14 protein-coding genes are annotated in these 15232 nt (G+C 31.4%); 4 read left to right on the top strand and 10 right to left on the bottom strand.

Going from position 1 to position 15232, the window contains the following annotated elements; genetic code table 11:
* From DFQ07_RS15895 to DFQ07_RS12905, 7 genes are all read right to left on the bottom strand, one after another.
* Window positions 1–103 (bottom strand): NAD-binding protein (locus DFQ07_RS15895; protein ID WP_166627791.1); only part of this gene is annotated, 103 nt, incomplete at its 3' end.
* Between the two features lie 105 nt (window positions 104–208).
* Entirely contained in the window at window positions 209–1027 is an 819-nt protein-coding gene (locus tag DFQ07_RS12880) for an energy transducer TonB (protein WP_133537494.1), read from the bottom strand.
* The gene (locus DFQ07_RS12885) at window positions 1028–1420 is read right to left on the bottom strand and encodes an ExbD/TolR family protein (RefSeq protein WP_133537496.1); all 393 of its coding nucleotides are present in this window, start codon (window positions 1418–1420) and stop codon (window positions 1028–1030) included.
* Window positions 1420–2103: a MotA/TolQ/ExbB proton channel family protein gene (locus DFQ07_RS12890; protein ID WP_133537498.1), complete on the bottom strand. Its 684-nt coding sequence runs from the start codon at window positions 2101–2103 to the stop codon at window positions 1420–1422. The genes DFQ07_RS12885 and DFQ07_RS12890 overlap by 1 nt, the downstream gene beginning before the upstream one ends.
* Before the next feature lie 148 nt (window positions 2104–2251).
* Entirely contained in the window at window positions 2252–3646 is a 1395-nt protein-coding gene (gene nhaD / locus DFQ07_RS12895; protein WP_133537500.1) for a sodium:proton antiporter NhaD, read from the bottom strand.
* Window positions 3647–3656: 10 nt separating this feature from the next.
* The gene (locus DFQ07_RS12900; RefSeq protein ID WP_133537502.1) at window positions 3657–4883 is read right to left on the bottom strand and encodes a Glu/Leu/Phe/Val dehydrogenase dimerization domain-containing protein; all 1227 of its coding nucleotides are present in this window, start codon (window positions 4881–4883) and stop codon (window positions 3657–3659) included.
* 180 nt (window positions 4884–5063) lie between these two features.
* Window positions 5064–6128: an anhydro-N-acetylmuramic acid kinase gene (locus DFQ07_RS12905; protein WP_133537504.1), complete on the bottom strand. Its 1065-nt coding sequence runs from the start codon at window positions 6126–6128 to the stop codon at window positions 5064–5066.
* A gap of 94 nt (window positions 6129–6222) precedes the next feature.
* Between DFQ07_RS12905 and DFQ07_RS12910 the strand changes: the two genes are divergently transcribed.
* The 4 genes from DFQ07_RS12910 to DFQ07_RS12925 all read left to right on the top strand — a co-directional run bounded on the left by DFQ07_RS12910 (window position 6223) and on the right by DFQ07_RS12925 (window position 10926).
* Window positions 6223–7365 carry an acyl-CoA dehydrogenase gene (locus DFQ07_RS12910; protein WP_133537506.1) on the top strand — a complete coding sequence of 381 codons (1143 nt, stop codon included), beginning with the start codon at window positions 6223–6225 and terminating at the stop codon, window positions 7363–7365.
* A 98-nt stretch (window positions 7366–7463) separates the two neighbouring features.
* Window positions 7464–8426 carry a glycosyltransferase family 2 protein gene (locus DFQ07_RS12915; RefSeq protein ID WP_133537508.1) on the top strand — a complete coding sequence of 321 codons (963 nt, stop codon included), beginning with the start codon at window positions 7464–7466 and terminating at the stop codon, window positions 8424–8426.
* Window positions 8407–9273, top strand: a complete 867-nt coding sequence (locus DFQ07_RS12920) for a lysylphosphatidylglycerol synthase transmembrane domain-containing protein (protein ID WP_166627792.1) — start codon at window positions 8407–8409, stop codon at window positions 9271–9273. The genes DFQ07_RS12915 and DFQ07_RS12920 overlap by 20 nt, the downstream gene beginning before the upstream one ends.
* A 3-nt stretch (window positions 9274–9276) precedes the next feature.
* The gene (locus DFQ07_RS12925) at window positions 9277–10926 is read left to right on the top strand and encodes an ArnT family glycosyltransferase (RefSeq protein ID WP_133537512.1); all 1650 of its coding nucleotides are present in this window, start codon (window positions 9277–9279) and stop codon (window positions 10924–10926) included.
* 6 nt (window positions 10927–10932) lie between these two features.
* Here the strand turns inward: DFQ07_RS12925 and DFQ07_RS12930 are convergent, their stop codons facing one another.
* The 3 genes from DFQ07_RS12930 to pta are packed head-to-tail and all read right to left on the bottom strand — an operon-like array spanning window position 10933 to window position 15025.
* Window positions 10933–11772, bottom strand: coding sequence for a tRNA pseudouridine synthase A (locus DFQ07_RS12930; RefSeq protein WP_243743985.1), 840 nt, complete (start codon window positions 11770–11772; stop codon window positions 10933–10935).
* On the bottom strand, window positions 11729–12910 hold the full coding sequence (locus DFQ07_RS12935; RefSeq protein WP_133537514.1) for an acetate/propionate family kinase: 1182 nt from the start codon (window positions 12908–12910) through the stop codon (window positions 11729–11731). The genes DFQ07_RS12930 and DFQ07_RS12935 overlap by 44 nt, the downstream gene beginning before the upstream one ends.
* Before the next feature lie 21 nt (window positions 12911–12931).
* Complete coding sequence (gene pta, locus DFQ07_RS12940) at window positions 12932–15025, bottom strand: phosphate acetyltransferase (protein ID WP_133537516.1); 2094 nt, start codon at window positions 15023–15025, stop codon at window positions 12932–12934.
* Window positions 15026–15232 lie beyond the last annotated feature (207 nt).

The raw sequence follows: 15232 nt of genomic DNA on the forward strand, positions 1-15232 counted from the left end.
TTTCTTGATCGATATCTACACAGGTAACTTTATTTCCCATTTCTGAAAAACAAGTTCCTGATACCAAGCCTACATATCCTGTTCCAACAACAGTTAACTTCATGTATTTATGTTTATTGATTTTTTCAATGATTATGTTCTGAATTTACTTTGCAGATACATAGCCTTATTGAATAACTATTCTTTCTAATGATTTAACAAAGATATGCTATTTTGAAAGAGAAAACTTGTAGATAATTGTTCCTCTTTGTTTTGATGGTGCATTTCCATCTGCATTCCATTTAGTTCTTAATGCTGCTTGTTTTGCAGGTTCTAACAAACAAGGAGCTGTATTGGTTGTTCCTTTCACTCCTGGAATTGCTTTAATTACCTGTCCATTTTGATCTACTTCAATACTCACTACCACTGTGCCTTCCTCCTGACAATTAGGCTTTTCAACAGGTTTAGATAGAGCTTTTCTTCCTGCTAAATTATAATTTCCGCCTGAACCACTTCCTGAATTCCCGTAGTATTTATCTGAATTCGGATCTCCGTCTTCATTCCCTTTTACACCTGCTTGCTTATCATCTCCCTCACCTGAAGTTGCTCCATCTTTTGAGGTCCCATTTAACAGGCTATTCAACGCATCTGTTGTTTCTTTAGATGGTTTTGGCTTTGGTTTCTCTTTAGGTTTTACTTCTTTCGGAGTTTCTTTTACATTTTCTTTCTTTTCTACTTTTTTTTCAACTACTGGAACTTCTTCGGCTGTATCATTTGTGATAATTTCTTCTTTAACAGTTTCTTCAGGGGGTTCTTCAGCCTGTTTTTCTACAACTTCTTCTTGTTGTGGAGTTGCTTGTGCTTTTGTTTTTTCAACAGGTTCACCACTCCCTACTTCAGAATTTCCAAAATTGATTGCTAATCCATATTCAATTGGCGGATCGAGATATTTCATTCCGTAATTAAAAATCCCGAATAGTAAAAGTATCAGAATAATTACTGTTATTACAGCAGATTTACGTTTATGTTGAGTATCTAAAACTGTCATTTATTTGCCTTTTACAGCTAAAATCATTTTCAACTTATTTCTATTAGCAATATCAATTACTTGCATTACATTTTTATACGGTACATTTTGATCGCCACGAATTACCACCGTTTTCTTTTTATCAGCTCCTACTTTAGTAAGTAATTCTCTTTCTAAATTTGCATCACTCACCTTTGTTTTATCAATATAAAATGAAGAATCATTTGTAATTGTTACTGCAATCGATTTACTATTCTCTGTTTTACCTCCAGCTTTTGGCAACAATACATCTATAGCACTTACCGTAACTAGTGTGGATGTTAACATAAAAAATATCAATAACAAAAAAACAATATCGGTCATTGATGACATATTAAAATTTGGATTGACTTTATTTCTTCCTCTTAAATTCATTATACTGGCTCGTTTAATAAATCTAAAAACTCAACCGACTTCGCTTCCATTTGATATACTACCTTATCGGTACGAACTACTAAATGGTTATAAGCAATATATGCTATAATACCAACAATTAACCCTCCAACAGTAGTTGTCATTGCTGTATACAATCCGTCAGATAACATTTTTATGTCTATTTGTCCTCCTGAGTTTGCTATTTCATGTATAGCAACAATCATTCCGATTACAGTTCCTAAAAAACCAATCATAGGTGCTGCCCCTGCTATAGTAGCTAATACTGAGACATTTCTTTCTAATTGATATACTTCTAGTTTTCCTGCATTCTCAATTGCTGTATTAATATCTTCTAAAGGCTTTCCTATTCTGGAAATCCCTTTTCCTATTAACCTTGATGTAGGGCTTTTGGTTGTTTCACAAAGTGATTTAGCGCTATCTAATCTTCCATTGGTTACATGATCTCTAATTTGATCCATAAAATTTACATCTACTTTAGAAGCATCTTTGATGGCAAAAAATCGCTCAAAATAAATGTATAGCGCTACCGCTAATAGCACAAATAGAATGGCTATGATTACTTGTCCGCCAACACCACCATCCATAATTAAATTATAGATTGACAATGTCTTTTCCTCAGGCATTTCTTCTACTAGTTCTTGAGCTTCTTGAAATAACAGCATGAATACAAAAAATTAGGGTTTATAATTTACTTTTCGTTATTTATCTAACGATTTGTTTTTTCTTTAATTGTTTACGACTTCAAGTATAAAAAAGTCTCCCTTAACTTATGTGGTAAGGAAGACTTTTTGAATTATTTTATGATTTCTTCTAAAACAAAGTTCTTGTTATCATAAATGCTAACGAACCTACTATAAAACCAATAAGTGCTAGCCATGAAATTTTCTTTAAATACCAAAAGAAATCTATTTTTTCCATTCCCATAGCGACTACTCCTGCAGCAGAACCGATAATTAACATCGAACCTCCTGTTCCTGCAGAAAAGGCTATAAAATGCCATAGTTCATTGTCTATTGGTTCAGAGAACATTCCTAAAGAAGCTGCTACTAAAGGTACATTATCAATCACTGCTGAACCTACACCTAATAATAATACTACTAAATCTGAAACTCCTTCGTGATGCAACTCAGTACCTAACATAGGCATTGTTTCTTGTAATGAACCTGCAAAGTTAAACAGAATACCTAATGATTCTAAAGCAGCTACTGCCATTAAAATTCCTAAGAAAAATAAAATACTAGGCATTTCAATTCTCGATAACGAATGATGCACCGGACTATGATGTGCATGTGCATCAGATTCCGTAGTATCAAAATCAGTTAAAGAAAATTTTGTTCTTGAATAAATTTCTGCAAATGTAGCTACAACTGCTAAAGACAACATCATTCCTACATATGGTGGTAAATGTGTTACTGTTTTAAATATAGGAACAAATACGATTGCCCCTAAACCTAAGTATAACATTATTGCACTATATTTATGTGGTTTTTCATTCTCTTCATTTTCGTCTACTTCAATTTCTCCTTTAAACGCAGGTAAAAATGAAGCTATAAATGAAGGTACTACCATACATAACACAGATGGAATGAATAAGTATAAAAACAGCATTCCTGATGTTACTTTTTTACCTATCCATAACATAGTAGTTGTTACATCTCCAATAGGTGACCATGCTCCTCCTGCATTGGCAGCGATAATAATTAAACCCGCAAACCAAATACGGTCTTCTCTCTTCTTTACTATTTTTTGAAGAATAGAAATTAATACAATCGTAGCTGTTAAATTATCAATAATTGCAGATAAAATAAATGCTAAGATTGAAAACAACCATAGTATTTTTTTCTTACTCTTCGTTTTTACATACCCTTTAATTGTTGAAAACCCATCGAAGTAATCAATAATTTCAACAATAGTCATTGCTCCTAAAAGAAATACTAAAATCTCTGCAGTTTTTCCTAAATGATGTAAAAGAGTTTCTTCCATCAAATGCATTTTATCTTCATGTACTAATGTAGAAAAACCTTCAACTAAAGCATGTTTTCCAGAATCGAACCAATTAGTAAAACCATCTACTCCTAAAGCCACCAAAGCCCAGCATGTTGCCATTATTCCAAGGGCAGGGATTAATTTATCTAGTTTTAAATTGTGTTCTAATGTGATAGCTAAATATCCAAGTACAAATACTACTATGATTGCTAATTCCATATATTAAATTTTATATTAATTCTTTTAACGCTATTTCAAAGGCCGTTTCACTTATTTGAGTTTTTGCTGCACTTTTAGCATGCGTTCTTTGTAAGGCTTTTTTAATTGTATTTGAAGTATCTTCAAATATAGCTTGATCTGTCATTTCTACCCTGCGTTCCATAAAATAGGCAAATACTCTTGCCATACCACAGTTAGAAATAAAGTCTGGGATTAAACTTACTTTTTTATCGGTATCTTCCATAATTGACCCAAAGAAAATTTCTTTATCTGCAAACGGTACATTAGCTCCACATGAAATAACTTCTAAACCTGAGTTTATCATCTGATCAATTTGATTTTGAGTAACTAATCTTGAAGCTGCACAAGGTGCAAAAATTTCACATGGTAAGCTCCAAATACGATCATTTATTTCCTCAAACGGAATCATATTTTCTGAAACTAAAGTGTTACCATCTTTATGTAAGAACATTTCTTGTATTTCTTCAAAAGAAAATCCTTCTTCTTTGATAACTCCACCAACACGATCAATAATTCCTACAACTTTAGCCCCCATTTGTGCTAAGTAATAAGCAGCAGCGGATCCTACATTACCAAAACCTTGAACAACTGCTCGTTTACCAACTACAGTTCCTCCATAAATATCATAATAATGACGTACAGCTTCTGCAACACCGTACCCCGTAATCATATCTGCTACTGTATATTTTCTTTCAACACTTGGTGATAAGTTTTCATCTTCTAACACTTTTATAACTCCGTGACGCAACTGACCAATACGGTTAATCTTATCTGCTTCAGTAGGTTTAAAATGTCCATTAAAAACTCCTTCTTGTGGATGCCAAACTCCACTATCTTCTGTGATAGGAATTACTTCATGAATTTCGTCAACATTTAAGTCACCTCCAGTTCCGTAATAATTTTTTAATAACGGAGCAACGGCTTTGTACCAACGTTCTAATACTCCTTTTTTACGTGGATCTTGAGGATCAAAATTAATCCCAGATTTTGCCCCACCAATTGCTGGACCAGATACAGTAAACTTTACTTCCATTGTTTTTGCAAGCGACATTACTTCATATTTATCCAATCCTTTACGCATACGTGTACCACCACCAGCAGCACCACCTCTTAACGAATTTATAACTGTCCAACCTTCTGCTTCAGTTTCTGGATCTTTCCAATTAAACACTATTTCTGGTTGTCTTTCTTCGTATCGTTTAAGTAATTCTTTCATTATTTAGTTTTGTAATAGATGATTTTCAACTTTATATGATTTCTTTTTCATTTTCAAAAAACCTTTGTCATTATTTCCCCGTGGGGGGAGCTAAAGTTGATTCATTTTAGTGTAGATTTTGTTATATAGTTGTTTCCGAACAAATTTACCATAAAAAAATTAGTACTCAAATACTTTAAATTATTTAACAGCATAAAAAATCTTTCCAGAAGAATGATCTTTACTAGCACCTGTCACTGATTTTAAACAATTTACCTGATTTTCAACACGTAACAAACCCAAAAAAGCAAAAACCAGTGCTTCTTTATAATTAATTAATTCTTTGCTTACTTGTTTGATTATAGTTTCCGCATAATATTCAATTCTACTCATTAAAAAAGTATTGAAAGCCCCTCCTCCAGTTACCAAAATTGATGAATCTTTATTGATTAGACTTCCTATTTGCTTTGCCACATGTTCAATAAATGTTTTTAAAATTGTAGGAATATCAGTCTCATACCGATCTATTAAAGGAAAAATATTTTCTTGAACCCACTCTAATCCTAACGATTTAGGAGGTATTTCTTTATAAAAAGAAAGGTTATTCAGATGCTCTAATAACTCTGTATTGATTTTTCCTTCTGAAGCAATCTTACCTTTATCATCATATTCTACTCCTATTTTACGAGTATAGTGGTTTAATACAATATTTACAGGGCAAATATCAAAAGCAACTCTTTGACTATTTTTTTCGTAAGAAACATTCGCAAATCCACCTAAATTCAAACAGTAATCATAATTAGAAAACAACAATTTATCTCCTATCGGAACTAAAGGAGCTCCTTGCCCACCTAGTTGAACATCTTGAGTTCTAAAATCACATACTACTTTTTGTTTGGTTATATCGGCTATGACTTGTCCATTTCCTATTTGTAAGGTAATTCCATTATCAGGTTGATGTAAAACTGTATGTCCATGAGAAGCAATAAAATCTAGATTAACAATCATGTGAGTTTTAATAAAATTATTTAAAATCTTTCCCAAAAACTCACCATAAACAACATCTAAAATAAATAAGTCTTCCTTTTTATATGTAATTGCTTCTTGTAATTTCTTCTTCCATTCACTAGAATATGGTATCGTGTCAGCCTTTAAAATCTCAAAATCATTATACGAATATCTATTCATTTTTATATACGCTAAATCTATCCCATCTAACGAGGTTCCCGACATCAATCCAATACAGTAAATATAATTTTCTTGCATAAAGTAAAAATAACAAGTCTATTGAAAAATTGCCATTAAAAAAGTATCTTTGGACACATTTTTTACGAATTTTTTAATAAAACACAAATAGATAATGGATTTTAACCTTACAGAAGAGCACTTAATGATTCGTGATGCCGCACGTGATTTTGCTCAAACCGAATTATTGCCTGGAGTTATAGAAAGAGATGAGAAACAGCAATTCCCTGACGAATTAGTTCGCAAAATGGGGGAATTAGGATTCTTAGGAGTAATGGTAGATCCTAAATATGGAGGAAGTGGAATGGATTCTATTTCTTATGTATTAATTATGGAAGAATTATCTAAAATTGACGCTTCTGCTTCAGTAATGGTTTCTGTAAACAATTCATTAGTTTGTTACGGTTTAGAAGCTTATGGATCTGAAGAACAAAAGCAAAAATATTTAACAAAATTAGCTACTGGTGAGCATATTGGAGCTTTTTGTTTAAGTGAGCCTGAAGCTGGTTCTGATGCTACTTCACAAGCAACTACTGCTGAAGACAAAGGAGATTACTACTTATTAAATGGTACTAAAAACTGGATTACCAATGGTGGTCGTGCAGATACTTATTTAGTAATTGCTCAAACAGATAGAGCTAAAGGTCATAGAGGAATCAATGCTTTTATTGTTGAAAAAGGTATGGAAGGTTTCCACGTTGGTCCTAAAGAAGATAAATTAGGTATTCGTGGTTCAGATACACACACTTTACAATTTAACGATGTAAAAGTGCCTAAAGAAAATCGTATTGGTGAAGACGGGTTCGGATTCAAATTTGCAATGAAAACATTATCTGGTGGCCGTATCGGTATTGCTGCTCAAGCTTTAGGTATTGCTGCTGGAGCTTACGAATTAGCATTAAAATACTCTAAAGAACGTAAAGCTTTTGGTACAGAGATTTGCAACCATCAAGCTATCGCTTTCAAATTAGCTGACATGTATACAGAAATTGCTGCTGCTCGTCATTTAGTAATGGCTGCTGCTTGCAAAAAAGACGCTGGTGAAAACTATGATCGTGAAGGTGCTATGGCTAAATTATACGCTTCTAAAGTAGCAATGGAACAAACTGTTGAGGCTGTTCAAATTCATGGAGGTAATGGTTTCGTAAAAGAATACCATGTAGAGCGTTTAATGCGTGATGCTAAAATTACTCAGATTTATGAAGGAACCTCAGAAATTCAAAAAATTGTAATCTCAAGAAGTTTAATTAAAGACTAATAGAATATACATACTATTCATAAAAATAAAAGTTCCTTAAAATAGGAACTTTTATTTTTTTAAATCTTTTGTAGTAAATTTACTACAAAAGATTAAACATGCTTGATAAAAGACCTCACAAATATGTCTCTGTAGTTATACCTGTATATAACGAAGAGGATAATGTAATCCCTTTAACAAAAAAAATTGATGACAGTTTAAATGGTTTAAACTACGAAATAATATTTGTTGATGATTTTTCTAAAGACAACACTAAAAAAAATATCATCAGCATGAACAATCCTAATATTATTCTTATTGAGTTACGTAAAAACTATGGGCAAAGTTTAGCCTTGGCAGCTGGGTTTGATTATGCTAAAGGTGATTTTATAGTTACACTTGATGGTGACATGCAAAATGATCCTTCTGATATCCCTCACATGATAGAAAAAGCAAAAAATGAAGATTGGGATGTAGTTACTGGAGTTCGTGTAAAAAGAAAAGATTCTTTAGTTAGAAAACTTCCTTCAAAAATTGCCAATTTTTTAATTAGAAAAGCTACTCAATTAGATTTAAAAGATCAAGGTTGTGCTATTAAAGTTTTTAAAAAAGACACGGCAAAAGATCTTAATCTCTATGGTGAAATGCATCGATTTATCAATCTTTTAGCATATTTAAATGGTGCAAAAATCACACAAACTCCTGTAAAACACCATCCCAGACTAAATGGAAAATCGAAATACGGATTAAATAGAACCGTAAAAGTTATTAATGATCTTATTTTAATTCTCTTTCAAAGAAAATACCTACAAAGACCTGTGCATTTATTTGGAAACTTTGGATTATTCTTTCTTTTTATTGGTCTTGTTATTAACCTTTATCTATTAGTTTTAAAGTTTTTAGGTTATGATATTGGGGGAAGACCTTTGTTAATTGTTGGAGTAATATTCATAATCATAAGTTTGCAATTTTTTACTGTAGGTATCATAGCAGATTTACTAATGAGAACCTATTACGAATCACAGAATAAAAGACCTTACGCAATCAGAAAAATTCATATCAGTGAGTACAAAAACAATTAAAACAATCGCAAAGATTGGTGTGAGTTTATTACTCTTATACCTTGTTTTTACAAAAATTGATATTAATCAAATCATTGTGTTATATCAAAAGTCCAATCCCTTTTATATAACATTAGCTATTGTTTTATTTGTAATTTCACAATTTATTTCATCTTTACGATTAAATTATATTTTTCATCAAAATCAATTTTATCTAAGTCAAATTAGTAATTTAAAATTGTATTTCGTTGGAATGTTTTACAATTTCTTTATCCCTGGAGGAGTTGGTGGAGACGCTTATAAAGTATATATTTTAAATAAACAGTTTGGTTGGAAAACCAAACAACTTACCATATGTGTATTTGTTGATAGACTTATTGGTTTGTTTGCTATTTTTTCTTTATTGGTTTTAATGGGAGGTTATTTATTTTTCTCAAATTCTATACTTTTTTTTGTAGGTCTCTTAATCATTATAATTTCTTTCTTTTTTACAAAACTCATTATGGTACGGGTTTTTAAAAATAGTAATGCTTATTATAACTATAGTTTTGGGTATTCAGTAATCATTCAATTATTGCAAATAGGAGTAATTATTTGTATTGTTAAAGCTTTTCAATTAAACGTAGCGGGGTATATAAGTTATTGTTTTATTTTTTTAGTCTCATCTGTATTTTCGATAATATCCTTTGCAGGATTTGGAACAAGAGAATATGTTTTCTTAAAAACTTCTACTTTTTTAAATACTCAAGAAACTATTGCTACAAGCATTGGGCTTTCTTTTAACATCATTACAGCTTTAATTTCTTTAGTTGGATTAGCTTTTATTATAAACAAAGTACAGTTAAAAACTGTTCCACACAATAAATAATTTATGGATTTTTTTTACCAACAAAAAAACATTAAATATCTCTATTTTTTAGTTGTAATTGTTTACGCAATAGGATTATTTATTCCTTTAATGGCTAACGATTCTGCACAACATGCCACCATAGCAATGCGTATGTATTTAAGTGATAATTTTTTTGAATTACTAAAAGGTCCAAATCCTTATTTAGATAAACCACATATGCATTTTTGGTTATCTACTATTTCGTTTAAAATATTTGGTTTGCATGAATGGGCATATCGAATTCCAGCCTTGTTCTTTACTTTTTTAGGAGCGTATTCAATTTATCAATTAACAAAAAAATTATACAATGAAAGTGTTGCTCACTATGGTTCCCTTATCTTTTTAAGTAGTCAATCTATTATTTTATCTAACCATGATGTTCGTACAGATGCTGTATTAACCGGAGCTACGATTTTTGCTATTTGGCAATTGTTTGAATATGTTTCAACCAAAAAGCTTGTTTCAATTATTTTAGGAGCTATTGGTATGGGAATTTCTTTTTCTACTAAAGGATTTTATGGAGTAGGTATCATTTGTTTTGCTATATTTTCTCATATAACTTATACTAAAAAGTTTAACGTAATATTCTCATATAAAGTGGTTCTTGGCTTGGTCGCTTTCTTCTTATCCATTACTCCTGTATTATATGGCTACTATGTTCAGTTTGGAATGGATGGGGTGAACTTTATTCTATGGAACCAAAATGTTGAGAGAATAACTGCTACTGGATTTAAACAAAACAGCCCTGATTACTTTTTCTTTTTTCATTCTCTACTTTGGACCTTTTTACCTTGGGCTTTTTTAATGTACTACGGTTTATTTTATCAAACAAAAAAATTATTTAAAAATAAGTTTAAGCCTGTACAAGGTATAGAACTATTAACTATAGGAGGAGTATTAATTACACTTTTAATTATTAGCTTTTCAAAATTTAAGTTACCTCATTATTTAAATCCGTTATTAGCCTTATTATCAATTTTTACAGCTGGAATTTTGTATAATCTACAAAAAGACAATCAACAAAAAACATTAAAAGTATTTTTTGGCTTTGCTTGCTTCATGATTACTGTGTTAACAATTGTTGTTGTCTTAATTTTATGCTTTACTTTTAATCCTCCTTCTATTTTAACTTTAATAATTAGTAGTGTTTTATTTTTAGTCTTAATCTTAACCTTACTAAAAAAGGAAGCTTTCAGTAAAAAGATAGTTATTAATTCTGTGTTACTAATGGTGTTTGTTAATGTAGTACTTAACTCTTACTTCTACCCTGAGTTATTGCAGTACCAAGGAGGCTTACAAATTGCTAAAATCATTAATAAAAATGACTCTATCGATATTAACAATGTGTTTTTATATGAGAATGATTATTCTTGGCCTTTAGATTTTTATACACAAAGAAATACGCCACATATTACAAAAGAAGAATTAAAAAAAATTGATAAAGACGTTTGGATTGTTATCCGTAATATTCCTCTTGAGAGAATTGAAAAAGAAGGGTTTACTATTGAAAAAAAATACAAAGTTGATCATTTTAGAGTAACCAGACTTAACCTGAAGTTTTTAAATCCGAAAACGAGAAGTTCTAAATTAGGCGATGCCTATTTATTAAAAATAGCATCGAAAAAAACTTAGCAACACTTATACTTCTTTTTCAAACTCAACATTATGTAAATGCAGACCTGAAGCTGGTGCAATAGTTTTCATAAAATCGATATCACTATTTTCAGGTCTTAAACTTTTTTTGATAAATTCTAAATCGTAGTTCCCTTTACCTAATTCAGCCAAGGCTCCCATAATCAAACGGATCTGATTACGTAAAAAACCACTTCCTCTAATAATCAACACATAACTTTTCTCTGGAAAAAAGGAAGCTGATAATTCAGTATTTTCTTCTATTTTACACACATCAATAGCACGCTCAACTCTAGTTTCGGGTGATGGCTTCGTACAATAATGTTTAAAATTATGAAAGCCTTCAAATAAGTGTGCTCCTTCTTTCATCAATTCTACATTTAACTCATCTAAATACCCTGTTAAAAAAGGAGCGCAATAGGGATGATTTTTCTCCCCAAAAGAAAAGTAATAACGATACTCTTTTACTTTTGGATGTTGAATAATATTGAACTCTTCATCATGAAGTTGCTCTACAGCTAACACTCGAATATCAGAAGGAGAATTGCGATTAAAATCTTCAATAAAAAAAGATTCATCTAATTTTTCATCTATAAACAACTGAAAATAATAATCAGTTGATGAAACTTTTGCATCCGTTCTCCCAACTCCTACTGACTTACATCGAATTCCTTTACAAACAAACTTTAGTGTCTTATCAACAAAAAAGTGAACTGTTTTTAAATTGGGTTGTTTTTGCCAACCGTGTAAACGAAATCCTAAATATTGAAACTGTACTAAATAAGCATACTTATAATTCATACTATAATAACTCGTACGATTGTTTTGCGATTTCCAACTCTTCATTTGTTGGAATTACCAACACTTTTACTTTGGAAGTTTCTTTATGTATTTCAGTGAACTGTTTAGCTCGAATAGCATTCTTTTCTGTATCCAATTCGATTCCTAAATACTCCATATCTGTACAAACTAATCTTCTAATCACATCAGAATTTTCACCAATACCCGCTGTAAATACAATTGCATCCAAACCATTCATTGCAGCAACATATGAACCTATATATTTTTTTATTCTATAAGCATTCATATCCAGTGCTAACTGACAATTTTTATCTCCTTTTGCTGCCGCTGCTTCTATATCTCGTAAATCACTGAAACCAGTTAATCCTAACATTCCACTTTCTTTTTGTAGCATGTCGTTTATATAATCCGCATCATGCCCTAAGTTGTTTATCAAATAGAAAATCAAAGAATGATCAATATCTCCAGAACGCGTCCCCATGATTAACCCCGTAACAGGACCAAACCCTAAACTGTGATCAATACTCTTTCCATTTTCAACCGCAGTAATACTACATCCGTTACCTAAATGAATTGTAATAATTTTTGAATGCTCTTTCTGAAGATATTCATTCGCTTTTTCCGACACATATTTATGGCTAGTTCCATGAAAACCATATAAACGAATTCTATGTTCATCTAAGAATTTATTAGGGATCGCATATTTATAAGCTACAACAGGTATGGTTTGATGAAATGCTGTGTCAAAAACGGCTACTTGTTGTGCATTCTTAAAAATAGATTCAGAGACTGTAATTCCCTCTAAATTTGCTGGATTATGTAGCGGGGCTAATGAAAATAACGATTCTATTTTCTTTTTAACCTCTTCAGTAACTATAGTTGTTTTTGTAAATGTACTTCCTCCATGAACTACTCGATGTCCAACAACTTTAATTTCATCAGTAGAGGAAATTACACCCACTTTTTTATCTAACAATAAATCAACTACCCTTTCTAAACCAGATTTATGATTTGCAATTGCTACCTCTTCTTCTACTTTATTATTGTTAGATTTATAGTGAACTTTTCCTATTTCTAAACCAATTCTTTCTATCAATCCTGAACAAAGCACCTCTTGTTGAGGCATTTCAAACAATTGATATTTTATTGAGGAACTTCCTGAATTTATTACTAAAACTTTCATGTTTTTATATTAATAAGCAAGCTATTCTTGCGCTTGAATTGCAGTTAAAATTACGGTGTTAAAAATATCATCAACGGTACAACCTCTACTTAAATCATTTACAGGTTTATTCAACCCTTGTAGCATTGGTCCAATTGCCAAAGCTCCTGTTTCACGTTGTACTGCTTTATAAGTATTATTTCCGGTATTTAAATCAGGGAAAATTAACACATTTGCTTGACCTGCAACTTCTGAATTTGGTAATTTCTTTTTTCCTACGGAAGGATCAACTGCTGCATCATATTGAATTGGTCCCTCTACTTTTAAATCTGGACGCTTTTCCTTCACAATTTCAGTAGCTCTTCTAACAGTATCTACATCTTCTCCCTTTCCTGAAGTACCTGATGAATATGATAACATAGCTATTTTAGGATCTATACCAAAAGCAATACTAGAATCTGCTGATGAAATTGCAATTTCTGCTAATTCTTCTGCTGTAGGGTTCGGATTAATAGCACAATCGCCAAATACAGAAACTCTATCCTCTAAACACATGAAGAAAATTGATGAAACTACTGAAAATCCTGGTTTGGTTTTTACAAACTGTAAAGCTGGTTTTATAGTATGTTGAGTCGTATGTGCTGCTCCAGAGACCATTCCGTCAGCTAACCCTTTGTATACCATCATAGTTCCGAAATAAGAAACATCTCCCATCAAGTCTTCCGCCATCGCAGGGCTTAATCCTTTATGTTTTCTTAATTCATATAACGTATTAGAAAAATCTGCAAAGTATTCAGATTCTATTGGATTGATAATCTCTGTTTTATCAAAATCAAAAGGAATGTTTAATCGTTTTACCGAAGCTTCAATATTTACTCTTTTTCCTAATATCGTTAACTTAACAACATCTGTTTTTTGTAGTTGAGAAGTGGCTATTAAAATCCTGTCATCGTTTCCTTCTGGTAATACAATATGTTTTCGTACTTCTTTAGCCTTTTTTAATAAATTATACTGAAACATTCTTGGTGTGAGTACTTCTGTTCCTTTATAACTGACTAATTTTTCATTTAAGCTAGCCACATCAATATGTTTTTCAAACATATTGATAGACATTTTTATTTTATCTACATTCTCTGCATAAATATGCGAACGAACTGCACCTAATCTTGATGCTACACTAAAAGTTCCGTCTTGAACCCATAAAATAGGCACTATTTTTTCTAATCCTTCAATTAATTTAATAATAGACGGATTTAGCTCCATACCTCCTGTAAGGATAATCCCTGCTATAGATGGATAATTACTAGAAATATTGGCTTGTAAAGTCCCTAACAATATGTCTGACCTGTCTGCCGGGGTTACTACAACGTTATCGTCTGTCAAATGGTGCAAAAAATGGGATAACTGCATCGCTCCAACTTTCAAATCACCTGTGGTATTATTTAAAAACTCTTCACCAAATAAAACTTTACCATCAATTTCTTTTAAAAACTCTTTAATAGTTGGGTTATTTAGTTTTTGATCTATTGGAATTGCATTTATTGAAACTGATTTTGGCAAATTCAAGCCGACCTCCTTTACAATAATTGGTATGTTCTTTTCTTGTACTTTGTTTGCAACAACTGCAATAACCTGTACATCTTTATTTATAAATGAATCATAGGTTAATCGCAAACTCTGAATAAACTCATCAAGTGTTTTGTTTACTCCCCCTGAAACTATAATTACTGGACTACCTATATTTTTTGCTATAAGTACATTTAAATCCATTTCTATCACAGCTCCATGATCTGAAAAATCACTTCCTTCAATAATAACAAAATCGTTTTCTTCTTCTAATCTCTTATACTTTTCAATGATTTTATTAATGACTTCATCTTCTTTATCATCATTAAGTTTTCTAATCAGTTCTGAACGTGTAAAAGCATAACAATCTTCATAGTCACATTTAAGATTAAAGTAATTAAGAATAGTATTAATGTGATTATCCTTTTTATCCCCTATTGGATTGTCGATAATAGGTCTAAAATATCCTACTTTAGGTTTTTTACGAAGTAAAAGCTGCATTAATCCTAAACTCAACATAGATTTTCCTGAATTTGCATCACTTGCAGCTATATAAATTGCTTTATTCATCTCCTCACTTTTGAAGCTAAATTAATTCTTTTAAAGTTATAAAAATAACGGGTAAAGGATAAAAAACTACGACATCTAGTCATAGTAAAAGGAGTTCTCGAAAAATAAGAACAAAAAAAACCTCAATCTAATAAAAGATTGAGGTTTAAAAGAAAGGCAACGACCTACTCTCCCACCAGTGGCAGTACCATCGGCGCTAATGGGCTT

The organism is Tenacibaculum caenipelagi, assembly GCF_004363005.1.
Lineage (GTDB): Bacteria > Bacteroidota > Bacteroidia > Flavobacteriales > Flavobacteriaceae > Polaribacter > Polaribacter caenipelagi.

What these genes read in the sequence shown, in the direction of transcription:
- DFQ07_RS12880 (WP_133537494.1), bottom strand. Translation starts at nt 1,027, where the DNA reads ATGACAGTTTTAGATACTCAACATAAACGTAAATCTGCTGTAATAACA.
- nhaD (WP_133537500.1), bottom strand. Translation starts at nt 3,646, where the DNA reads ATGGAATTAGCAATCATAGTAGTATTTGTACTTGGATATTTAGCTATC.
- DFQ07_RS12885 (WP_133537496.1), bottom strand. Translation starts at nt 1,420, where the DNA reads ATGAATTTAAGAGGAAGAAATAAAGTCAATCCAAATTTTAATATGTCA.
- DFQ07_RS12925 (WP_133537512.1), top strand. Translation starts at nt 9,277, where the DNA reads ATGGATTTTTTTTACCAACAAAAAAACATTAAATATCTCTATTTTTTA.
- DFQ07_RS12930 (WP_243743985.1), bottom strand. Translation starts at nt 11,772, where the DNA reads ATGAAGAGTTGGAAATCGCAAAACAATCGTACGAGTTATTATAGTATG.
- DFQ07_RS12890 (WP_133537498.1), bottom strand. Translation starts at nt 2,103, where the DNA reads ATGCTGTTATTTCAAGAAGCTCAAGAACTAGTAGAAGAAATGCCTGAG.
- DFQ07_RS12900 (WP_133537502.1), bottom strand. Translation starts at nt 4,883, where the DNA reads ATGAAAGAATTACTTAAACGATACGAAGAAAGACAACCAGAAATAGTG.
- DFQ07_RS12905 (WP_133537504.1), bottom strand. Translation starts at nt 6,128, where the DNA reads ATGCAAGAAAATTATATTTACTGTATTGGATTGATGTCGGGAACCTCG.
- pta (WP_133537516.1), bottom strand. Translation starts at nt 15,025, where the DNA reads ATGAATAAAGCAATTTATATAGCTGCAAGTGATGCAAATTCAGGAAAA.
- DFQ07_RS12910 (WP_133537506.1), top strand. Translation starts at nt 6,223, where the DNA reads ATGGATTTTAACCTTACAGAAGAGCACTTAATGATTCGTGATGCCGCA.
- DFQ07_RS12935 (WP_133537514.1), bottom strand. Translation starts at nt 12,910, where the DNA reads ATGAAAGTTTTAGTAATAAATTCAGGAAGTTCCTCAATAAAATATCAA.
- DFQ07_RS12915 (WP_133537508.1), top strand. Translation starts at nt 7,464, where the DNA reads ATGCTTGATAAAAGACCTCACAAATATGTCTCTGTAGTTATACCTGTA.